Source organism: Pseudomonas sp. KCJK9000, from assembly GCF_046230725.1.
GTDB lineage: Bacteria > Pseudomonadota > Gammaproteobacteria > Pseudomonadales > Pseudomonadaceae > Aquipseudomonas > Aquipseudomonas promysalinigenes.
This window is the reverse complement of record NZ_JBJJLN010000042.1, coordinates 19081-41544: the sequence shown is the minus strand read 5'-3', so window position 1 is coordinate 41544 and position 22464 is coordinate 19081. Positions and strand designations below refer to the sequence as shown.

General features: G+C 62.4%; 16 protein-coding genes. 8 read left to right on the top strand and 8 right to left on the bottom strand.

Features of this window, described 5'->3' with window-relative positions:
• The coding region (locus tag ACK59H_RS17390; RefSeq protein WP_409264675.1) for a DUF2780 domain-containing protein at positions 1 to 514 on the top strand (514 nt) is incomplete at its 5' end.
• 398 nt (positions 515 to 912) lie between these two features.
• Here the strand turns inward: ACK59H_RS17390 and ACK59H_RS17385 are convergent.
• The gene (locus ACK59H_RS17385; protein WP_350491989.1) at positions 913 to 2274 is read right to left on the bottom strand and encodes an APC family permease; all 1362 of its coding nucleotides are present in this window, start codon (positions 2272 to 2274) and stop codon (positions 913 to 915) included.
• Positions 2275 to 2392: 118 nt separating this feature from the next.
• Positions 2393 to 3391 (bottom strand): transcriptional regulator FtrA, encoded by a 999-nt coding sequence (gene ftrA / locus ACK59H_RS17380; RefSeq protein ID WP_060477399.1) that lies wholly within the window; start codon positions 3389 to 3391, stop codon positions 2393 to 2395.
• Positions 3392 to 3605: 214 nt separating this feature from the next.
• On the opposite strand from ftrA, the gene ACK59H_RS17375 reads away from it, so the two are divergent.
• From ACK59H_RS17375 to ACK59H_RS17355, 5 genes are all read left to right on the top strand, one after another.
• A complete protein-coding gene (locus tag ACK59H_RS17375) occupies positions 3606 to 4832 on the top strand; it encodes a cation:proton antiporter (RefSeq protein WP_409264674.1) in 1227 nt (408 codons plus the stop codon).
• A 69-nt stretch (positions 4833 to 4901) separates the two neighbouring features.
• Positions 4902 to 5666, top strand: a complete 765-nt coding sequence (locus ACK59H_RS17370) for a hypothetical protein (RefSeq protein WP_060477401.1) — start codon at positions 4902 to 4904, stop codon at positions 5664 to 5666.
• A gap of 71 nt (positions 5667 to 5737) precedes the next feature.
• Positions 5738 to 6484: an iron-containing redox enzyme family protein gene (locus ACK59H_RS17365; RefSeq protein WP_207937665.1), complete on the top strand. Its 747-nt coding sequence runs from the start codon at positions 5738 to 5740 to the stop codon at positions 6482 to 6484.
• Positions 6481 to 7413 carry an EamA family transporter RarD gene (gene rarD / locus ACK59H_RS17360; RefSeq protein WP_060477403.1) on the top strand — a complete coding sequence of 311 codons (933 nt, stop codon included), beginning with the start codon at positions 6481 to 6483 and terminating at the stop codon, positions 7411 to 7413. The genes ACK59H_RS17365 and rarD overlap by 4 nt, the downstream gene beginning before the upstream one ends.
• 54 nt (positions 7414 to 7467) lie before the next feature.
• The gene (locus tag ACK59H_RS17355; protein ID WP_060477404.1) at positions 7468 to 8457 is read left to right on the top strand and encodes an aspartate-semialdehyde dehydrogenase; all 990 of its coding nucleotides are present in this window, start codon (positions 7468 to 7470) and stop codon (positions 8455 to 8457) included.
• Positions 8458 to 8466: 9 nt separating this feature from the next.
• Here the strand turns inward: ACK59H_RS17355 and ACK59H_RS17350 are convergent, their stop codons facing one another.
• On the bottom strand, positions 8467 to 9354 hold the full coding sequence (locus tag ACK59H_RS17350) for an acyltransferase (RefSeq protein WP_409264673.1): 888 nt from the start codon (positions 9352 to 9354) through the stop codon (positions 8467 to 8469).
• Positions 9355 to 9538: 184 nt separating this feature from the next.
• On the opposite strand from ACK59H_RS17350, the gene ACK59H_RS17345 reads away from it, so the two are divergent.
• Positions 9539 to 10039 (top strand): ATP-dependent zinc protease, encoded by a 501-nt coding sequence (locus ACK59H_RS17345; protein WP_186479005.1) that lies wholly within the window; start codon positions 9539 to 9541, stop codon positions 10037 to 10039.
• 23 nt (positions 10040 to 10062) lie between these two features.
• Here the strand turns inward: ACK59H_RS17345 and ACK59H_RS17340 are convergent, their stop codons facing one another.
• The 5 genes from ACK59H_RS17340 to aceE all read right to left on the bottom strand — a co-directional run bounded on the left by ACK59H_RS17340 (position 10063) and on the right by aceE (position 18943).
• The gene (locus ACK59H_RS17340; protein ID WP_186479004.1) at positions 10063 to 10686 is read right to left on the bottom strand and encodes a glutathione S-transferase N-terminal domain-containing protein; all 624 of its coding nucleotides are present in this window, start codon (positions 10684 to 10686) and stop codon (positions 10063 to 10065) included.
• Positions 10687 to 10689: 3 nt separating this feature from the next.
• The gene (msrA, locus tag ACK59H_RS17335; RefSeq protein ID WP_060477408.1) at positions 10690 to 11358 is read right to left on the bottom strand and encodes a peptide-methionine (S)-S-oxide reductase MsrA; all 669 of its coding nucleotides are present in this window, start codon (positions 11356 to 11358) and stop codon (positions 10690 to 10692) included.
• A 102-nt stretch (positions 11359 to 11460) separates the two neighbouring features.
• The gene (locus tag ACK59H_RS17330; protein WP_060477409.1) at positions 11461 to 14145 is read right to left on the bottom strand and encodes a bifunctional diguanylate cyclase/phosphodiesterase; all 2685 of its coding nucleotides are present in this window, start codon (positions 14143 to 14145) and stop codon (positions 11461 to 11463) included.
• 504 nt (positions 14146 to 14649) lie between these two features.
• Positions 14650 to 16284 carry a dihydrolipoyllysine-residue acetyltransferase gene (gene aceF, locus ACK59H_RS17325; protein WP_409264672.1) on the bottom strand — a complete coding sequence of 545 codons (1635 nt, stop codon included), beginning with the start codon at positions 16282 to 16284 and terminating at the stop codon, positions 14650 to 14652.
• Positions 16285 to 16297: 13 nt separating this feature from the next.
• Positions 16298 to 18943, bottom strand: a complete 2646-nt coding sequence (gene aceE, locus ACK59H_RS17320) for a pyruvate dehydrogenase (acetyl-transferring), homodimeric type (RefSeq protein WP_060477411.1) — start codon at positions 18941 to 18943, stop codon at positions 16298 to 16300.
• A gap of 383 nt (positions 18944 to 19326) precedes the next feature.
• Between aceE and glnE the strand changes: the two genes are divergently transcribed.
• Positions 19327 to 22260, top strand: coding sequence for a bifunctional [glutamate--ammonia ligase]-adenylyl-L-tyrosine phosphorylase/[glutamate--ammonia-ligase] adenylyltransferase (gene glnE, locus ACK59H_RS17315; RefSeq protein ID WP_409264671.1), 2934 nt, complete (start codon positions 19327 to 19329; stop codon positions 22258 to 22260).
• Positions 22261 to 22464 lie beyond the last annotated feature (204 nt).

Genomic DNA, 22464 nt, shown 5'->3' with positions numbered 1-22464 from the left:
TCTCGGTGACGCGGCCAATGCCGTCTCTGCCATGCAGAACCCCCAGCAACAAGGCCAGGTGCAGGCCCCTGCAGCGCAAGCCAATCTGCTCAATACCCTAGGCAGCCAACTGAATATCACCCCCGAACAGGCCGTGGGCGGGGCAGGGGCGATGCTGGGGCTGGCGCGCAATAACCTCAGCAGCGATGAGTACGGGCAACTGACCAAGGCTGTACCAGGGCTGGACCTACTGTCCGGGGCCAATGCCTTGGGCGGGTTGAATGGATTGGGGGCTTTGCTGGGAGGCGAAAAGGGCAGCCAGTCGGCGCTGGACAAGGCGCTGGGCAACGATGTGCAGAACCGCAGCGACCTGGACACCGCCTTCAAGGCTCTGGGGATGGATACCGGGATGATCGGGCAGTTCGCGCCGTTGATTCTGCAGTACCTGGGGCAGCAGGGCATTGCTGGGTCGTTGTTGCAGAACCTGGGTAGCCTGTGGACTACCCCAGCGCCATTGGCTCAGCCTTCGGTCTGATGGCTGAATGCGGGCCCTATGGGGTTCAATCTGAGCCTTTTAGCGCCTGTGAGATCGAGCGCCGCCCGCGCGGCGCATCGCGAGCTTTGCTCGCTCCTACGTTTGTTTCGGGCCAGTAACGCCTGTGGCAGACGCGCGCGACCGCCTTGTTTGTACGACGCGATATTGCGCCATGCATCAAGGCGTCCGCGCGCAAATCCCACAGGATCAATTGGCCCGAAACAAACGTAGGAGCGAGCGCAGCTCGCGATGCGCCGCGCGGGCGGCGCTCGATCTGCGCCCCACCGAAGAGCTAACGCCGAGCCCCAGCACTAGCCCCTATGTGGGCAGGTCACTCATGAATGCGCTGATGACTTCACCATCGCCACCGCGGGTAAACCCCACAGTTGCAAGCCCGCTCAAGCGGCTTCTGTGAAGTCCACCAGGCGCACCGGGCGGCGGAAGCCAGCGGTCAACACCGCCAGGTAAGCAAGCCCCAGGGCGAACCAGCACAGCCCAATCACCAAGGTCAGCGCCGACAGGCTGGTCCACAGCCACAGGGTCAGCGCCAAGCCCACCAGCGGCACCACGCCATAACTCAGCATCCCTTTGAGGTCACGCTGCGCAGCGTGGTCCACCAGATGGGTTTTAACCACCGCCAGGTTCACCGCCGAAAACGCCACCAACGCACCGAAGCTAATCAGCGACGCCAAAGTCGCCAGATCGATCACCACCGCCAGCAGCGAGAACGCCGACACCAGCGCAATGGCGAACACTGGCGTGCCGAAGCGGGGCGAGAGGTAACCAAAGCTGCGCCGGGGCAGCACGTTGTCGCGCCCCATGGTGAACAAAATACGTGACACCGCCGCCTGTGACGCCAGTGCCGAACCCAGGCTGCCAGCTACGAACGCTGCGGTGAAGAAATTGGCCAGAAACTGCCCCCCAGCCTTGAACATCACCTCGTTGGCGGCCGCATCAACGTTGCTGAAGGTGGTGCCAGGCAGCACCAGTTGGCTGACGTAGGCCAGCACGGTGAACAGCAGGCCAGCGAACAAGGTGGTGAGGATGATCGCCCGTGGCACGTCGCGGCGAGCATCGCGGCATTCTTCGGCCAACGTCGAAACGGCATCGAAGCCTAGAAACGACAGGCACAGTACTGCAGCACCGGCCATGATCGGGGCGTAACCGGGTTTGGAGCCATCGCCCAGCAACGGCGACAGCAACTCCAGCGGCTGGCCGGCCAGCGAGTGACACGACAACGCAACGAACACCACGATGAACACGATCTGCGCACCGACGATCAGGTTGCTGGTCTTGGCCACCGAGTGAATGCCGATCACGTTGAGCAAGGTCACCAGGGCGATGCAGGCCAGCACGAAGACCCAGGCGGGCACAGCCGGGAAGGCAATGTTGAGGAACAACCCGATCAGCAGATAATTGATCATCGGCAGGAACAGGTAGTCCAGCAGCAGCGACCAGCCTGCGAGAAACCCGGCATTTGGACCGAAAGCCATGTTGGTGTAGGAATATGCCGAGCCCGCCACCGGAAAACGCTTGACCATAACGCTGTATGACGCGGCGGTGAACAGCATCGCCAGCAGGGTGACCAGGTAGGCCCCGGCGGTGCGGCCCCCGGTGAGCTCGGTGACGATGCCGTAGGTGGTGAAAATGGTCAACGGCACCATGTACACCAAACCAAAGAAGACCAGGGCAGGAAGCCCGAGAACGCGGCGCAGTTGCGCGGTGCTAGCGGCATCGCCGGCGGAGTGTTGACTGCCCATCGGAAAAACCTGTGTTTGTTTTTGTTGACAGATTTTTATCCGCTTTGCCCTGCGGCATCAACGAAAGATTCGCTAATACAAATTATAAAGGCAGCTTCTAATCGGCTCGCCGAGCCCATCAGCACTGGGCGCGCCAGCTCTTGGCCTCATGCAGGGCAGGGCTTGCACCGAAATGTTTGCGGTAACTCGAAGGGGCAATGCCAACCGTGGTGCGGAAGGCTACGCGGAAGCTTTCCGTGGAAGTGAAGCCGCAGGCTTCGGCGATATCGTTGGTATTGCCAGCGGTGCTTTCAAGCAACTCACGGGCGCGGCTGATGCGCTCTTGCTGCAGCCATGCTTTGGGGGCAAGGCCAGTGGTTTCCTTGAAGCGGCGCAGGAAGGTACGTTCGCTCATGGCCATTTTTTCGGCCATCTGGCAGATGCTGATCGGCTGCTCCAGGTTTTCCCGCGCCCATTGCAATACCCGGCTCAGCTCGTTGCGCGGCGCTTTCATGATCGGCATTGGAATGAACTGGGCCTGGCCGCCGGTGCGCTGCGGCGCCATCACTAGGCGCCTGGCCACGGTGTTGGCGACGTGGGTGCCATGGTCGCGCGCCACCAGGTGCAGGCAGGCGTCGATACCGGCTGCGCTGCCAGCTGAGGTAATCAGTTGGCCGGCGTCGACATACAGCACGTTAGGGTCGACCTCGATATGCGGAAAGCGCGATGCCAGCTCATGGGCGAACTGCCAATGAGTGGTGGCGCGCCTGCCGTCGAGCAGGCCTGTGGCGGCGAGTACGAATACACCGGAGCAGATCGACAGCAGCCGGGCACCGCGAGCATGGGCTGCGCGCAGTGCGTCGAGCAGGGCAGCGGGCGGTGCTTCGTGGCGGCTACGCCAGCCCGGCACGATGATGGTCTGCGCCCTTGCCAGGCCCTCGAGGCCCGCGTCTGCGCTGATACGCACGCCGCCTGCGGCATGCATGGGCCCATCATCGACCGCGACCACTTGGTGTTGATACCAAGGGATGTCCAGCTCCGGACGGCGCAGGCCGAAGATCTCGACGGCGATCCCAAATTCAAAGGTGCACAGCCCTTCGTAGGCCAACGTGGCGACCAGCCCTGGCATCTCGCTCATTTGGCGGAATTTTCCCAATTGTTGACGGTAAACGCACTGTAGCGAACCGGTTCACATTCCTACAATCCCCGCCCATATAAGACCAAAGCATGCAGCGCATGATGCGACCGACGGCTTTGCTTCGCGCTCTTGCGCAGGCTGGATGTTGAGCCAAGTCTCACTGAGCACCCACAGCGTGACCGTGGACCTGAATGATTGCTTGAGGGACCGAGCGATGATGTTGATGACCCTACTGTTCGTGGTGGCCATGGCCAAAGCCTGTGGCTACCTGTTGCACCGGATTGGGCAGCCGCAGGTGGTGGGAGAGATGATCGCCGGTTTCCTGATTGGCCCGGTGGTACTTGGGCAGCTGTTCCCAGGCCTGCAGGCCGCATTGTTCGACCCGGATGACACCGCGCAGCTCAGGGCTTTGAGTGAGTTCGGGTTGCTGCTGTTCATGTTCGTCATCGGCGCAGAATTCCGGTTCCCTGCTGGCGAGCGCCTGGGCGGCGTCAAGGCCTCGGTGGTGGGTGTGTTCAGCATCGCGCTGCCGTTTCTTCTGGGGGCCGCGCTGGCGCCATGGTTGTACGCCCGCTTCGCGCCGCCCAGCGTGTCGCTGCTGGCATTTACCTTGTTTATCGGCACGGTGTGCTCGGTCACTGCCTTCCCCGTGCTGGCGCGTATTCTCAAAGAGCACGGCCTGCTGGCTTCGCAAGAGGGGGCAGTGGCCATGCTTGCCGCGGCCATGAGCGATGTCGGAGCCTGGTTACTGCTGGCGTTGGTGGCCATGGTCCACAGCAACGACGGCAACCTGCCGCTGCTGGCGGCACGGGTCGCTGGCCTGCTGGTTCTGGTGGTGTTCTCGCTGCTGGTGCTGCGCCCGGCACTGGCGCGTTGGCTGGCCGGTCGCAGTGGGTACGGGCAACCCCAGGTGCTGTTGGGGCTGCTGGCCGGGGTCATGGTCTATGGCAGCCTGACCCACTGGCTGCAGGTACATGCGGTATTCGGAGCGTTTCTGTTCGGGCTGTGCCTGCCGCGTGACGAACATTTGTTGCAGATGATCATCGAGCGCCTGGAACACCTGGCCTTGATGGTGTTCATGCCCTGCTTCTTCGCCCTGGCGGGCCTGAGCACCGCCCCGGGTGCATTCGCTGAAACCGGCATGGGCGCACTGGCCTTGGTGCTGCTGGTGGCAGTGGTCGGCAAAGTCGCCGGTAGTGCTCTGGGCGCGCGTCTGGTGCGTTACCCCTGGCGCACGTCGCTGCGCATCGGTGTGTTGATGAATACCCGTGGCCTGATGGAACTGGTGGTGCTCAAGATCGGCCTGGACCTGGGCCTGATCAGCGCCCAGCTGTTCACCCTGCTGATCGTCATGACCATCGTCACCACATTGATGACCGGCCCATTGCTGACGCTGCTCAGTCGTCGCCAGCCGGCACTGCTGGCACTGCAGCAACCCTGATTCACCACAAAAACAAGGCGCGCGCTACAGGAAAGACGTGCCTGCTTGCCAACCCAAGGAGCTTCGCCGATGGATGCACTGGAACAGCAACTGAGCCAACACTTCGACGCCATCCTGGCCGATGAGACGCGGATGAAACAGATCCGCAACGCGTTCCGGCGCAACGGTTACTTCAACTTCAAGGACTTCACCTTCCTGCCTCGCGGCCTGCTGGAGGACGTGCACGGTGAGGTGCATCAGTTGCTCGATGACCACTCGGTACGTCGCGACGTGACCGTGGCCTCGACCGGCAACACCTACCGCAAGATGTACAACGTCAACCAGCCAGAGATCAAAAGCAGTGGCAACCTGATCCCGGCGATCTATGAGTCGCCTGCGGTGCAGCGCTTTCTCGGCAATATCGCAGGTGATGACCTGGCGGCCTGCTGGGAGCAGGAGCAGTACCTGATCACCAAGCTCAGCCACCCAGGCGATACCCACGGCTGGCATTGGGGCGACTACCCCTACACCCTGATCTGGATCATCGAAGCGCCCGAGGACCCGGCCATCGGTGGCGTACTGCAGTGCGTGCCCCACAGCGAGTGGGACAAAAAAGACCCGCAGATCTGGCAGTACATCCTGAACAACGACATCAAGTCGTATCACCACCTCAAGGGTGATGTGTACTTCCTGAAATCCGACACCACGCTGCACCACGTGGTACCGATCCAGCAGGAAACCACGCGAATCATCCTCAACACCTGCTGGGCCAGTGCCCATGACCGGCGCACCGACGTAGCCCACGAGAGCATCGACGTGATCTGGGGCACCGAGCACCGCGGCCACGACGCCTGATCGGCTGCAAGCCTGGGGCACAGGCCCCGGGCCTTTTCGGAATTTTTAACCTCTTTTGCAAGGAAACGCACATGTCCATCTCCCAGGAAACCTTCCAGTCCGATTCCGCCTACGTCGTGCGCAGCGGCGATGTTTCGCTCGAGCTCGAACTGTTCATGAACGAGCAGATCGACAGCATCCTCAAGCACCGCGCTACCGAGCACCCGTTCCTTAATACCTATGCAGCCGAAGGCCTGGATGCCGAGCAGAGCAAGGTGCTCTATCTGGAAACGCTGCACTACTTCAAGTTTCTGCCGTTCTATGTTTGCGGCATCTCGACCCTGACCCGCGATGAAGCCGTGCTGCGCGCCATTGCCTTCAATGCCCGCGACGAGCTGGGCGAAACCCATTCGCACTCGGACCTGTATCGCAAGTTCCTGCTGGACAAGGGCATCAGCGCCGAGGAAATCGACGGCTACAAGTGCCTGCCCAGCACCCAGGCACTCAACGACGGCATTTGTGCGCTGTACACCACCCCGCCGCTGCAGAAGGCTTTGGGCGGCCTGTTCGCCGACGAGGCGATGTCCGCCTCGATGGTCAGCAAGTACAACGACGGTTTGATCAAGGAAGGCATGAGCGCCCAGCAGCGCTTCTTCTGGACCCTGCACATGGAGGTGGAAGTGGGCCACTCCAACGCCGTGTTCAACATCATGGAAAAGCACCTGCAGACCCCTGAGCAGCGTGCGCTGTTCGTCGAGGGTATCCAGCAGTACCTGCACCTGATGGAAATCTACTGGGACGGTATCGCCCGCAAGCTTGGCAAAGGGCTGCCGGCATGAGTGCAGACAAAGACGCCAGCGCAGGTGCCGGCATCTTCTATGGCTTGGGTGCGACCTTGCTGTGGGGGTCGTACCCACTGTGGTACAAGCCGCTCGGCCAGCTCGATGCCTACCACCTGCTGTCGTGGCGGATCGTCTTCGCCGAGCTGTTCCTGGTCGCCCTGCTGGTGGTCAGCGGGCGGGTGGGCAAGCTGCGGGCAACCCTGCCGACCATCCGCGCCCAGCATGTGCTGACGGTCGCTGCGGTCCTGGGGTTGTGGTGGCTGATGTATATCTACGGGATCATGACTGGGCGTGTGCTGGAAGTAGCCTTTGGCTACTTCCTCAGCCCGATCATGAGCATGGCGGTGTCACGCCTGCTGTTCAAAGAGCGCCTGAGCGGGCTGCAAGTGCTGGCTATCGGCCTTGCCGTGATCGGGGTGACGCTGATGGCGTTCGAGCTGCTGAACCTGCGCTCGTTCCCATGGATCGCGCTGATCATCGGCTCATGCTACTCGTTCTACGGCATCTTCAAGAAGAAAGTGCCGGGTGACCCGGTGGTGATCCAGACCCTGGAGATCATGGCACTGCTGCCATTCGCCCTGGTGTTCCTGGCTTACGCCGGCAGCCAGGGGCTGGGGCATCACTTTGGCCTGGCGCTGGGCACCGATCTGCTGCTGGCGGCAACGGGGCTGATTACGGTGCTGCCACTGTGGTGGTACAGCCTGGCGGCCAAGCAGTTGTCCATGGTCACCCTGGGCTTCTTGCAGTTCGTGCCACCGATCTGCAATTTCCTGCTGGCCGCATTCGTTTATGGGGAGCATGTCTCGCCGCTGAAACTGGTGGCGTTCCTGTTCATCTGGGTGGCGCTTGGCGTGTTCACCTGGAACTCGGTGCGGGCCCAGCGGGCAGTGGTGCAACAGGCGGGCGCGAAACTGCGCACGGCATGAGAAGTTGCCGGGTGCCTTGAGTGGCACCCGGCTTTGCCAGATCAAGGAGTTGTGATGAAAAGAATCGCAGTTGTCGGTTGTACCGGTGCCGTTGGCCTGACCATGCTCGAGCTGCTCGGCCCGACCGAGCTCGAGGTGCTCTGCATGGCCTCGCCGCGCTCTGCTGGCAAGCTTTTGCAGGTAGGCGGGCGGGACTACCTTATCGAGCCATTCTCGGTCGAGGCCTGCGCCACCTGCGATGTGGTGTTCCTGTGTGTTTCCGGGGAGTTCGCCCTCAAATACGGCGAACAGCTGGCACAATCTTCGGTGGTGATCGACAACTCTTCGGCGTTCCGCTATCACCCGGATGTGCCATTGCTGGTGCCACCGATCAACGGCAAAAGCTACAAAGGCGAATACCTGATCGCCAACCCCAATTGCTCGTCGGCTATCGCCTTGATGGTGCTGGGCCCGCTGCACCAGGCGTTCGGCCTTGAAAGCGCGATCATTTCCACCTACCAGGCCGCCAGCGGTGCCGGGCAGCCGGCGATGCTGGAGCTGCGCGAGCGGGCGCGTGGTTTCGAGGACTATGGCCTGGACAACGGCAGCGAGAACTTCGCCCATAACCTGGCCTTCAACGTAATCCCGCAGGTCGACCGTTTCGAAGACAACCTCTACACCCGTGAGGAAATGAAGGTGGTGTGGGAGTTGCGCAAGGTACTTGGCGAGCCGCGCCTTGCCATCAGCACCACGGCGGTGAGAGTGCCGACCCTGCGCTCCCATGCCGAAAGCCTGACACTCAAGTTCAAGCAGCCTATTCACTCGCTGGAGGGGGTGCGGCGGCTGCTGGCCGAAGCGCCTGGGGTTGAACTGGTGGATGACCCGGCAGCCGGGCGCTACCCGATGCCGATGACCTCCACCTACAAACATGCAGTGGAGGTCGGGCGGATTCGCTTCAACCTCATCTATGGCCAGTACGGTCTGGACCTGTTCATCAGTGGTGACCAGCTGCTGCGCGGGGCGGCGTTGAACGCCTTCGAGATCATGCAGCTGGTGAAACGCTAAGCGGCAGGCTCAGCGCATCTCGGCGCGTAAAGCCTCGATGCGCTGGTCCTTCTCCAGCCACAGCTGGTTGACCCAGTCCTGCACGGTCTGACGGAAGGCGGGATCGTTTTCGTAGTCCCCGGCCCACAAGGCTGGGTCCAGCTCACGCACGTTGATGTCGATGATCACCCGGCTGATGCTGCCATTGAGCAAAGCCCAGAAGCCCGGCGCCTGCTCGCCGGGGTAGACGATGGTCACATCCAGCAAGGCATCCAGTTGCTCGCCCAGCGCGGCCAGCACGAAGGCCACCCCGCCGGCTTTGGGTTTGAGCAGGTGGCGGTAGGGCGACTGCTGCTCGCGGTGCTTGGCTTGGCTGAAACGCGTGCCTTCGAGGTAGTTAACCACGGTCACCGGCTGGCGCTTGAACAGCTCGCAGGCAGCCTTGGTGATTTCCAGGTCCTTGCCTTTGAGGTGCGGGTGTTTCTCCAGAAACGCCTTGCTGTAGCGCTTCATGAACGAGTAATCCAACCCCCACCAGGCCAGGCCCAGCAGCGGCACCCAGATCAATTCTTTCTTCAGGAAGAACTTGAAGAACGGTGTGCGGCGGTTGAGGCTTTCGATCAGCGCCGGGATATCGACCCAGCTTTGGTGGTTGCTCACCGCCAGGTACGAGGTGTCTCTGCGCAGGTTCTCGACGCCGCGGATGTCCCATTGCGTGGGGATGCACAACGCGAAAATGGCTTTGTCGATTTCTGACCAGGTTTCAGCCACCCACATGACCGCCCAGGACGCATAGTCGCGACCACGGCCGGGCAGCACCAGCTTGAGCAGGGCGAAGACCAGCAGCGGGCAAATCAATACCACGGTGTTGAGCAGCAGCAGGGTGGTGGTGAACAGGCCGATTAGCAGGCGACGCATAGGGAAACTCTTGTTGTAGGAATGAAACGGTTGGCAATGATAAGCAGGGTGGTAGCCAACGCCAAACATCCAGTGCCAAGTGGCAGGGACAAATGTTTCACATTATGTTGATTAACCTGGGTACCGACGAACCTATCCTGCCAGTGCAGTCTAAGCACTGACTCTTTTCAAGGAAGCCTGCCCTGTGAAATCTTTGCTTGCCCTGCTGTCGTTGGTAGCGCTACCGGTCATGGCCGCTGACCCTACGCTATACGGCCGTTACGAGAACATCGCCCTGCCTGAACTGGGCCAGACCCTGAAAGCCAAGATGGACACCGGTGCCTATACCGCGTCGCTGTCTGCCAAGGACATCGAGCGCTTCACCCGCGATGGCGAGGATTGGGTGCGGTTCCGCTTGGCCACCAAGGATTCGGACGGCAAGGTGTACGAGCACAAGGTTTCGCGCATCAGCAAAATCAAAGGCCGCGCCGATGAAGAGGACGAGGGCGATGTGCCCGAGCTGTCCAAGCGCCCGGTGGTAGACCTCGAGCTATGCCTGGGGGATGTGAAGCGCACTGTTGAGGTCAACTTGGTCGACCGCAGCAACTTCAACTATCCGCTGCTGATAGGGGCCAAGGCCCTGCGCGAGTTCAAGGCGGCGGTGAACCCAGCCAAGCGGTTCACCGCTGGCAAGCCGGACTGCTGATACCGCCCGGCTTGGCCTGTTTTTCAAGCTGATGGGGCTGTGGCGACCATCGATGGGCGCTGGCTGACCTCGGCATACCATGCCGCCAGGCCAGGCTGGCGCTCACGCCAGCCAAACTGCGGCTGACGCAGGTCCAGGTAGCCCAACGCACAGGCCACGCCAATCGCCGCCAGGTCGAACCCCGATGCAAGCTGGGCCAAATGCTCCTGTTCGAGGTTGGCCAGGCTGCGCCGGATCTTGTCTGCCTGGGCGTTCAACCAGCCGTCCCAGCGTTTCTCTTCGGGGCGTAGAACGCTCTCGTAACGCGATGCGACCGCTGCATCCATGATCGCATCGGCTTGGGAGGCCAGGGTCATGCGCCGCCAGCGTGCCGCACCTTCGCGTGGCAACAGGGCTGGGCCAACATGCTGCAGGTCGAGGTACTCGCAAATCACCCGGCTGTCGTGCAGCACGGTGCCGTCCTCCAGGCGCAGGGCCGGAATCTTGCCGATCGGGTTGCCCTGGTTGAGCTGCTCGTCACCATTGACCGGCGTGATGTTCACCGGCTGCAGGGTCACCCGCTGCAGCTGGCCGGTCTCGTGCAGCACCACCATCACCTTGCGTACGAATGGCGACAGCGGCGAGTGGAACAGGGTCATCGTGCTCATGGTTCAGTTGCCTTGCAGGCTGGGTGGCAGGCATACGCCGGTGCCGCCGATGCCACAGTAGCCGTCAGGGTTCTTGGCCAGGTACTGCTGGTGGTAAGCCTCGGCGAAGTAGACGGTTGGCGCCTGATCGATTTCGGTGGTGATTTCACCGTAACCGGCCTTGGTCAGCTCCGCCTGGAAGGCCTCGCGGCTGGCCTTGGCCTGTTCGAGTTGTTCCGGGCTGGTGCAGTAGATGGCCGAGCGGTACTGGGTGCCGATGTCGTTGCCCTGGCGCATGCCTTGGGTCGGGTTGTGCAGCTCCCAGAACATTGCCAGCAGTTCCTGGTAGCTGACCTTGTCCTTGTCGAACGCCACCAACACCACTTCGGTGTGGCCAGTCAGGCCTGAGCAGACCTCTTCGTAGGTTGGGTTCGGGGTAAATCCGCCTGCATAGCCGACCACTGTGCTGACCACGCCTTCGCGCTGCCAGAAGCGCCGCTCGGCGCCCCAGAAGCAGCCAAGGCCGAAGATGGCGAAATCGATGGCGCCTTCGAAGAATGGGCCGAGCAGCGGGGTGTCCTTGAACACGTAATGGAACTCGGGTAACTGCATGGGCGTCTCGCGGCCAGGCAGGGCTTGCTCCGCGGTTGGCAGGACATTTTTGTTCACTAAGATTTCCGAACGCAGGACCATGGCTGTTCCTCTGAGTATCTGTGAATGGGGGTGGGGGCCGCTTGCGGGTGAACCCGCGCTGGACCCGAATGGGGTCTAGTGTGCCCCAGCTTGGCGCTGCTGTCAGGCCATTGGACCGCGCGGATAGCGCTTGAGTTTTTCTTCCAGCTCACTGCCCGGTATCGGCCGGTCGAACAGGTAGCCTTGGCCGACATCGCAGCGGTGCCGGCGCAGGAACGCCAATTGTTCTGGCGTCTCGATGCCCTCGGCCACGACCTTGAGCTTGAGGTTGTGGGCCATGGCCACCACGGCCGAGGTGATCTCCATGTCGTCCTGGTTATCGGGGATCTCGTTGATGAAGCTGCGGTCGATCTTGATGATATCGATCGGAAACTTCTTCAGGTAGCTCAACGACGAATAACCCGTACCGAAGTCGTCCATCGCCAGGGTCAGGCCCAAGGCCTTGAGCTCGTCGAGCTGGCGGTGGGTATCTTCGCTGGCTTCGAGCAGCAGGCCTTCGGTCAGCTCCAGCTCCAGCAGATGCGCAGGCAGGCCTTCTTCCTTGAGAATCGAAGCGATGGAGGCGACCAGGTCAGGGTCGGAGAATTGCTTGGGCGACAGGTTGATCGCCACCTGCAGGCAGCCCATGCCGGCTTGCTGCAACTGCTGGCTCATGCGGCAGGACTGGCGCACCACCCACTTGCCGATGGGGATGATGAGCCCGGTTTCCTCGGCCACGCTGATGAACTGGTCTGGGCGGATCATGCCGCGTTCGGGGTGGTTCCAGCGCAGCAGCGCCTCCAGGCCCAGCAAGCGGCCACTGCGCAGGCACAGCTTGGGCTGGTAGAACACCTCGAGCTCGTTCTGGGTCAGCGCGCGGCGCAGGTTGTTTTCGACGAACAGCTTGTAGCTGGCCTCGGCATTGAGCACTTCGGTGAACACCTGCACCTGGTGCTTGCCGTTGGCCTTGGCCTTGTGCAGGGCAAGCCCTGCATTTTTCATCAGCGTCGTCGGGTCGCTACCATGCAGCGGTGCACACGCAAGCCCCACGGAGGCGGTGACGTTGATCAGCTGGTTGTCGACGAACATCGGTTTATCGAGGGTTCGCAGCAGTTGCAGGGCGACCCCCTGGCCTTCTTCCAGGCCTGTGTCATCGAGCAGTACGGCGAACTCGTTGCTGGCGAAACGCGCCAGCACACCGTTGGCGCTGAGGCTGTTGCGCAGGCGCCGGGCAAGGCTGATCAACAGTTTGTCGCCGGTCTGATGGCCGAGGCTGTCGTTGATCCGCTTGAAGTTGTCGATGTCCACCAGCAGCAGGCAGATCGGTTTCTCGCTGTCGCGAGCGAAGCGCTCGTCGAGCTTGCGGATGAACGCCGGGCGGTTGCCCAGGTTGGTCAGGTTATCGGTGTAGGCCAGCCGTTCGATGCGCTGTTGGGCCAGCTTGCTCTGGGTGATGTCTTCATAAATGCCGATGTAATGGGTCAGCTCGCGGTTGTCGCCGTACACCTTGGAGATCGACAGTTGGCCCCAGTAGGGTTCGAGGTTTTTGCGCCGGCTCTTGAATTCGCCCTGCCAGCTGTTGCCCATGGCCAGGCTCGACGGTGAGTCGAACAGCAGCTCGCTGAGGTTTTCCAAGGCGGGCAGCTCGGCCAGGTGATGGCCCTGGACTTCCTCGGTGCTGTACTGGGTGATCGCCGTGAAGCTTGGGTTTACGTACTCCACCACACCGTCGCGGTTGACCAGCAGGAAGGCGCTGGCGCTTTGCTCGACCGCCCGCTGGAACAGGTGCAAGGCGCTGGCGGCGGTTCGCCGGTTGTGGTTGGTGATGACCTGGGCGAACTGGTCGGCCAGCTCGCCGGCAAAGGCGATTTCATCCGACTGCCAGGCACGTGGTTGGGCGGTCTGCTCCAGGCACAACACACCGACCACTTGGCCATCGACGCGGATACTGGCGTCGAGCATGGCGTTGTTGTCCGCGTACAGGCTTTCTGCCAGCTCGCGGGTACGCGGATCGTGCTTGGCGTTGTGGGCGTCGATGGCACGGCTGGCGTGCAGGGCTTCGAGGTAGTTGGGAAAACGGCTGGCATCGATCGGCTCGGGCAAGCGATGGACCTGCTCCTTGTGCAGCCAGGCGCTGATCGGCTCCAGGCGTTGTTCGTCCAGGTACCAGATGCTGGCGCAATCGACCTTATAGATTTCACAGGCACTACGGGTGATCAGCTCAGCCGCTTCGAGCAGCGAGTTCTCGGCACTGTACCGCTGTCGGGCCAGGCGCAGAATAAGATCCTGCTGGGCGCGCACGCGTTCCAGGTGCTCGAGCTGTACCTGCTGGGCGCGTTGGTTGATCTGCAGGGCCAGTTGCAGGCGGTTGTTGCGTGACTCCAGGTCACTGGGGTCGGCTTCGCCTTCTTCTTCATCATCGAGCACTGTCAGGAACCCGCGCAGCAACTGGCGGTTGTGCTGCTTGAATGCCTCGCCGGCCTCCAGCAGACGCAACGCACGGGCCTGGGTGTGCAAGGTGTAGCGCACGCGGTAGTAACCGCGCTTGTTCAGTTGCAGCTGGATTTCATCGTGCAGCCGGTAGCGCGCCTCGGGTTCCATCAGGCTGGCGTAGGGTGAATCGACCAGGGCGCACAGTTGTGGCGCGGGCATGCCGAATTGGCGGTCGCAGGCCGGGTCCAGGTACAGCATCGCCCAGCTCGCTTCGTTGAGCCTTTCGAAACGCAGCATGCCCAGCCGCGAGGGCACGGGGAGCGGCGTGACGACCTCGGCCGCCACACGGCTAGCGGCATCGGGTTGGCTTTTCATCGAAGACTCGCTTGAAGGGGACGCGGCCTGGACGGCTGCGTATCTGGCAAGGTTGCATCATGTCCCGGAGGCTGGCAAGCGGCCATGAGGGCTGTCTTGTAGATGTTTTCGGCTGGAGGGGCGAAATCCTTAATTTGCCTTGAGTGATTTGGCGCCTGTGAGATCCAGCGCCGCCCGCGCGGCGCATCGCGAGCTGCGCTCGCTCCTACGTTTGTTTCGGGCCAATTGATCCTGGGGGATTTGCGCGCGGACGCCTTGGTGCATGGCGCAATATCGCGTCGTACAAACAAGGCGGTCGCGCGCGTCTGCTACAGGCGTTATTGGCCGGAAACAAACGTAGGAGCGAGCGCAGCTCGCGATGCGCCGCGCGGGCGGCGCTGGATCTCACAGGCGCCCACCCCCTAACGGCGGACAAAAAAAGCCCCGCCAATTGGCGGGGTTGAGGTACGAGCGTGGCAGCTCGAAAAAGGTGCTGCCCCTCGCCGGGAGGGGCAGTGTGCCGCATTACAGCAGCATGGTGCGGATATCGCCCAGCACGTCACCAAGACGCTTGGTGAAGCGTGCGGCGGCGGCGCCGTTGATCACACGGTGATCGTAGGACAGCGACAGTGGCAGCATCAGCTTCGGCTGGAAGGCTTTGCCATCCCAGACGGGCTGCATGGTCGCCTTGGAGACGCCCAGGATCGCCACTTCCGGCGCGTTGACGATCGGCGTGAAGCCGGTGCCGCCAATGTGGCCGAGGCTGGAGATGGTGAAGCAGGCGCCTTGCATGTCGTCAGCCGACAGCTTCTTGGTGCGTGCTTTCTCGGCCAGTGCAGCGGCTTCGGCAGCCAGTTGCAGCAGGCTCTTCTGGTCGACGTTCTTGATCACAGGGACCAGCAGGCCGTCCGGGGTGTCCACGGCAAAGCCGATGTGCACGTACTTCTTGCGGATGATGGCCTTGCCGCTTGGTGCCAGCGAGCTGTTGAAGTCTGGCAGTTCCTTGAGCAGGAATGCGCAGGCCTTGAGCAGCAGCGGCAGTACAGTCAGCTTCACGCCAGCCTTCTCGGCCACGGCCTTCTGCGCAACGCGGAAAGCTTCCAGCTCGGTGATGTCGGCCGAGTCGAACTGGGTCACGTGCGGCACGTTCAGCCAGCTGCGGTGCAGGTTGGTGGCGCCGACCTGCATCAGGCGGGTCAGGGCGACTTCTTCCACTTCACCGAACTTGCTGAAGTCCACTGCCGGGATCGGCGGGATGCCAGCGCCGCCGGTGGCACCGGCGGCCGGTGCTTCCTTGGCCTTCTGCATCATCGCCTTGACGTAGACCTGCACGTCTTCCTTGAGGATGCGGCCATGCGGGCCGGTGGCCGCAACGGCGCCCAGATCGACACCAAATTCACGGGCCAGTTGGCGAACCGCCGGGCCTGCGTGGACCTTGGCGTTGCTGCCGGCTGCCGGCGCAGTGGCAGCCGGAGCAGGGGCGGCAGCGGGTGCCGGGGCAGCGGCTGGCGCGGCGGCAGGCGCCGCCTCTGCCTTGGCTGGCTCGGCAGCGGCCGGGGCCGGTGCAGCAGCCGGGGCGGCGCCCGCGACCTTGAGCTTGAAGATCAGGTCGCCAGTGCCGACTTCGTCTTCGAGCTTGCACAGCACTTCTTCGACCACGCCAGCGGCTGGCGATGGGATTTCCATGGAGGCCTTGTCGGACTCCAGGGTGATCAGCGACTGGTCAGCTTCGACGGTGTCGCCGACCTTGACCAGCACTTCGATGATCTTGGCCTTGCCCGACGAGCCGATGTCCGGCACGTGGATGTCTTGCACGCTGGCAGCAGCCGGGGCTGCGGCCGGAGCAGGGGCAGCTTCGGCAGCCGGAGCCGGTGCTTCAGCAGGCGCGGCGGCGGCGGCCGGAGCCTCAGGCGCCGCAGCAGCGGCGCCCTCGGCTTCCAAAACCAGCAGTTCGTCGCCTTCTTTCAGGCGATCACCCAGCTTGACCTTGAGCTCTTTGATCACACCGGCCTTGGGCGCAGGGATCTCCATGGAGGCCTTGTCGGACTCCAGGGTCAGCAGGCTCTGGTCAGCCTCGATACGGTCACCGACCTTGACGAACAGCTCGATGATTTCACCTTCACCGCTGCCGATGTCAGGTACGCGAATGAGTTCGCTCACTTAAAAATACTCCTCAGCAGTCCAGTGGGTTGCGCTTGTCCGGGTCGATGCCGAACTTGACGATGGCGTCAGCCACAACCTTGGGTTCGATCTCGCCACGGTCAGCCAGGGCTTCCAGGGCAGCCAGCACCACGAAGTGGCGGTCGACTTCGAAGAAGTGACGCAGCTTCTTGCGGCTGTCGCTGCGACCGTAACCGTCGGTACCCAGGACTTTGAACTCTTTGCTCGGTACCCACTGGCGAATCTGCTCGGCGAAGAGCTTCATGTAGTCGGTGGAGGCGATGACCGGCCCTTTGCGACCGTTCAGGCACTGCTCGACGTAGGTCTGCTGTGGCTTCTGGCCAGGCTTGAGGCGGTTGGCGCGTTCCACGGCCAGGCCGTCGCGACGCAGTTCGTTGAAGCTGGTGACGCTCCACACGTCGGCACCGACGTTGAACTCTTCACGCAGGATCTTCGCCGCTTCACGGACTTCGCGCAGGATGGTGCCCGAGCCCATCAGCTGTACGTGGTGCGCAGCTTCGCGGGTGTCTTCCTCGAGCAGGTACATGCCCTTGATGATGCCTTCCTCGACACCGGCCGGCATGGCTGGCTGCTGGTAGGATTCGTTCATCACGGTGATGTAGTAGAAGATGTCCTGTTGCTCTTCGGTCATCTTCTTCATGCCGTCCTGAATGATCACCGCCAGCTCGTAGCCGTAGGTCGGATCGTAGGTGCGGCAGTTCGGGATGGTACCGGCCATCATGTGGCTGTGACCGTCTTCGTGCTGCAGGCCTTCACCGTTGAGGGTGGTACGGCCGGCGGTACCGCCGATCAGGAAGCCACGGGTGCGGCTGTCGCCAGCGGCCCAGGCCAGGTCGCCAATGCGCTGGAAGCCGAACATCGAGTAGAAGATGTAGAACGGCAGCATCGGCTGGTTGTGGCAGCTGTACGAGGTACCGGCAGCGATGAACGACGACATGGCGCCGGCTTCGTTGATGCCTTCCTCGAGAATCTGGCCCTTCTTGTCTTCGCGGTAGAACATCACCTGGTCTTTATCGACTGGCTCATAGAGCTGGCCGACCGACGAGTAGATACCCAGCTGGCGGAACATGCCTTCCATACCGAAGGTACGGGCTTCGTCCGGGATGATCGGCACGATGCGCTGGCCGATGTCCTTGTCCTTGACCAGCTGCGCCAGAATACGCACGAAGGCCATGGTGGTGGAGATTTCGCGGTCGCCCGAGCCGTCCAGGATCGCTTTGAGCGTTTCCAGTGGCGGGGTCGGTACGCTGAAGCTCTTGGCCCGGCGCTGTGGCACGAAACCGCCCAGGGCAGCACGGCGTTCGGCCAGGTACTTGGCTTCGGCCGAACCTTCTTCGGGTTTGAAGAATGGCAGGTTTTCCAGCTCGGCATCCTTGACCGGGATGTCGAAGCGGTCACGGAAGTGGCGCAGGCTGTCGACGTCGACCTTCTTGGTGTTGTGCGCGGTGTTCTTGGCTTCGCCGGCACCGGTACCGTAACCCTTGATGGTCTTGGCCAGGATGACGGTAGGCTGGTCTTTGTGGTTCACAGCCTGGTGGTAAGCCGCGTAGACCTTGTATGGGTCGTGGCCGCCACGGTTGAGCTTCCAGATCTCGTCGTCGGACAGGTCTTCGACCATGGCCTTGAGCTCTGGGGTGTTGAAGAAGTGCTCACGCACATAGGCGCCGTCTTTGGCTTTGTAGTTCTGGTACTCGCCGTCGATGACTTCGTCCATGCGGCGCTGCAGGGCACCGTTGGTGTCCTTGGCGAACAGTGGGTCCCAGAAGCGGCCCCAGACTACCTTGTTGACGTTCCAGCCACCGCCACGGAACACGCCTTCGAGTTCCTGGATGATCTTGCCGTTGCCGCGAACCGGGCCGTCGAGGCGCTGCAGGTTGCAGTTGATGACGAAGATCAGGTTATCCAGCTTCTCGCGGCCGGCCAGGGCGATCGCGCCCAGGGATTCGGGCTCGTCGCACTCGCCGTCGCCCATGAAGCACCAGACCTTCTGCTTGCCGGCAGGGATGAAGCCGCGCGCTTCCAGGTACTTCATGAAACGCGCCTGGTAGATGGCCTGGATCGGGCCCAGACCCATCGAAACGGTCGGGAACTGCCAGAAGTCAGGCATCAGCCATGGGTGCGGGTACGAGGACAGGCCTTTACCGTCCACTTCCTGGCGGAAGTTGTTCATCTGCTCTTCGCTGATGCGGCCTTCCATGAAGGCACGGGCGTAAACGCCTGGCGAAGCATGGCCTTGATAGAAGATCAGGTCGCCGCCGTGCTCTTCGGTCGGAGCCTGGAAGAAGTAGTTGAAGCCGATGTCATACAGGGTGGCACTGGAGGCGAAGCTGGAGATGTGGCCGCCCAGGTCCGAGTCCTTCAGGTTGGTGCGCATCACCATGGCCAGCGCGTTCCAACGCACCATCGAGCGAATGCGGCGTTCCATGAACAGGTCGCCAGGCATGCGTGCTTCGTGGGTGACAGGGATGGTGTTGCGGTATGGCGTGGTGATCGCGTACGGCAGCTGAGAGCCACTGCGGGTGGCCAGCTCGCCCATGCGGGTCATCAGGTAATGAGCGCGGTCTTCGCCTTCTTTGTCGAGGACCGACTCCAGGGCATCCAGCCATTCCTGGGTTTCGATTGGATCGAGGTCTTGCATGGCTTGCTCCAGGGCGGAAAGGCCACCAGAATCGGGGGCCTGAGTTTGCGACTGGCCTTATGGGCAGACGTCGTGAATTCTTGGATTACCGGGGTGTCTCCCGGCGCCGTGTAGTTTTACTACATTTGCTCGGGCATTTCATGCTTTTGCAGCTTATGGGTAGTAGTAAAACTACACAAATGCGACGTTTGGTCGCACCTCGGCTTGTGAGGAAAATCGTTCATGTTGGTTGGCGGTGTGCAGCGAACAGGTGGATCGTGATGTTTCTTGCCAATGATTCGTTTTTTTCAGCTATTTCCAACTTTTGTACGACAGTCCAACCGTGGTCCGGCAACCTCGCGGTCGCTTTTTCCCCTTCATTTCACGCCGATCAAGGATAGACCATGCGCCTGCCTTTGCCGCCCGCACTGCCTGTTTCACTGCAACCGTTGGTCGTACGCAATCAGCAGTTTTTGAGCGATGCGGTGGCGGGCCACGCTGAACTCGACCTGCAATCGTGGCCGGCGCTGCACCGCCAGCAGTTCGACCAGGTGGCCGCCGCCAGTGCCTTCGTGCTGGGCCTGGCACAACGCGAGCCAACGATGCTGTTCGCCCTGCTCGCCAGCGGTGAGCTGGACCGCCGGTACGCGCCCGGCGAACTGCGTGGGCACGTTAGCGCTGCGGCCCAGGCCGCGCAAAGCGAAGAGGAACTGGCGCGTAACCTGCGCCGCGAGCGCAACCGCCAGCAACTGCGCATCATCTGGCGTGACATCACCCGCCAGGCCGAGCTGGGCGAAACCTGCCGCGACCTGTCCGACCTTGCCGACGCCGCCATCGACGAAGCCTACCAGTGGCTGTACCCGCGTCACTGCCAGCAGTTCGGCACCCCCATCGGCAACCGCAGCGGCCAGGCACAACACATGGTGGTGCTGGGCATGGGCAAGTTGGGGGCGGTGGAACTGAACCTGTCGTCTGACATCGACCTGATCTTCGCCTTCCCAGAGGGCGGCGAGACACAAGGGGTCAAGCGTTCGCTGGACAACCAGGAATTTTTCACCCGCCTTGGCCAACGCCTGATCAAAGCCCTGGACCCGGTCACCGTCGACGGTTTCGTGTTCCGGGTCGACATGCGCCTGCGCCCCTACGGCTCGGCCGGCGCGCTGGTGCTGAGCTTCAATGCGCTGGAGCAGTATTACCAGGACCAGGGCCGCGACTGGGAGCGTTACGCGATGATCAAGGCGCGGGTAGTGGCCGGTGATCAGGCTGCTGGCGCCCAGTTGCAAGAGATGCTGCGCCCGTTCGTGTACCGGCGCTACCTCGACTTCTCGGCGATCGAAGCGCTGCGCACCATGAAGCAGCTGATTCAGCAGGAGGTTCGGCGCAAGGGCATGGCCGACAACATCAAGCTGGGCGCTGGCGGCATCCGCGAAGTCGAGTTCATCGCCCAGGCCTTCCAGCTGATCCACGGTGGTCGCGACCTGAGCCTGCAGCAGCGGCCTCTGCTCAAGGTGCTGGCGACACTGGAAGGCCAGGGTTACCTGCCGCCTGCGGTGGTGGCAGAGCTGCGCGAAGGCTATGAGTTTCTGCGCTACACCGAGCACGCCATCCAGGCCATTGCCGACCGGCAGACGCAGATGCTGCCGGAGGATGAGCTGGACCGGGAGCGTGTCGCTTACATGCTCGGCTTTACCGATTGGCAAAGTTTTCATGCACAACTGATGCATTGGCGAACCCGCGTGGATTGGCACTTCCGCCAGGTCATCGCCGACCCGGACGAGGATGAAGGCGAAGGCGAGCTGGTGGTGGGTGGCGAATGGTCGCCGCTGTGGGAGCAGGCCCAGGATGAAGAGGCGGCCGGCCGACAGTTGCAAGAGGCCGGCTTCGAACAGCCGGCCGAAGCCCTGCGCCGCCTGGCCGCTCTGCGTGCCAGCCCGCAATTGCGCTCGATGCAGCGCATCGGCCGTGAGCGGTTGGATGCCTTCATCCCCCGTCTGCTGGCCCAGGCGGTCGAGCACGACAACCCCGACCTGGTGCTCGAACGCGTGTTACCACTGGTCGAGGCCGTGGCGCGGCGCTCGGCCTATCTGGTTCTGCTTACCGAAAACCCCGGCGCCTTGCGCCGCTTGCTGACCCTGTGCGCGGCCAGCCCGTGGATCGCCGAACAGATCGCCCGCTATCCATTGCTGCTCGATGAGCTGCTCAACGAGGGCCGCCTGTTCAGCCCACCGTTGGCGCCGGAGCTGGCTGCCGAGTTGCGCGAGCGGCTGACACGCATCCCCGAGGATGACCTGGAACAGCAGATGGAAGCCTTGCGTCACTTCAAGCTGGCCCACAGCCTGCGGGTGGCGGCATCGGAAATCAGCGGCAACCTACCTTTGATGAAAGTCAGCGATTACCTGACTTGGCTGGCCGAAGCGATTCTTGACCAGGTGCTCGCCCTGGCTTGGCGCCAGACCGTGGCCCGCCACGGCCAGCCCAAGCGCAGCGACGGCAGTTTGTGCGACCCAGGCTTCGTCATCATCGGCTACGGCAAGGTTGGCGGGCTGGAGCTGGGCCATGGTTCGGACCTGGACCTGGTGTTCATCCACGATGGTGACCCGCAAGCAGAGACCGATGGCGCCAAGCCCATCGACAGCGCGCAATTCTTCACCCGCCTGGGCCAGCGCATCATCCACCTGCTGACCACCCAGACCAACTCTGGCCAGCTGTACGAGGTCGACATGCGTCTGCGCCCGTCCGGCGCCGCAGGGCTGCTGGTCAGTTCGCTGGGGGCATTCGAGCGCTATCAGCAGAACGAGGCCTGGACCTGGGAGCATCAGGCGCTGGTGCGCGCCCGTGTGTTGGTGGGCTGCGAGCAAGTGGCCAAGGGCTTCGAGGCTGTGCGTGCCAAGGTTCTGGGCCAGCCCCGCGACCTTGCCAAGTTGCGCGGCGAAGTGAGTGAGATGCGCGCCAAGATGCGTGACAACCTCGGCACCAAAGCCACCGCAGCAGGCACCGCTGCCAATGCCTTCGATGCCGGCATGGCGTTCGACATCAAGCAGGATGCCGGCGGTATCGTCGATATCGAATTTATGGTGCAATACGCCGCTTTGGCCTGGTCACACGAGCACCCGGCCATACTCCGATGGACCGATAACATCCGCATTCTGGAAGAGCTGGAGCAGGCAGGTTTGATGCCGGCCAGTGACGCGGTACTGTTGCGTGAGGTGTACAAGGCGTTCCGCTCGGCGTCGCACCGCCAGGCCCTGCAGAAGCAGGCCGGGGTGATCGATGCGGCGCAGTTTGCCGATGAGCGGCGCCAGGTGCGGCGGATCTGGGGTGAATTGGGTTTGACCTGAGCACACCGCAGCTCTTGAGGGGGCGGGTTTACCTGCGAAGAAGGCACCGCGGTGCCTGGCACGGGCTTGGCCCGTGTTGGCGGGGCAACCCGCTCCCACAGGTCTGCGATCAGCCAGGGATCTGCCCGAGTGGTACACTGTCCGCCACATAGCCTGAATATAAAGAGGGGAGGCCAGGCTTTACGCAGCCTGTAGCCTCCCCGA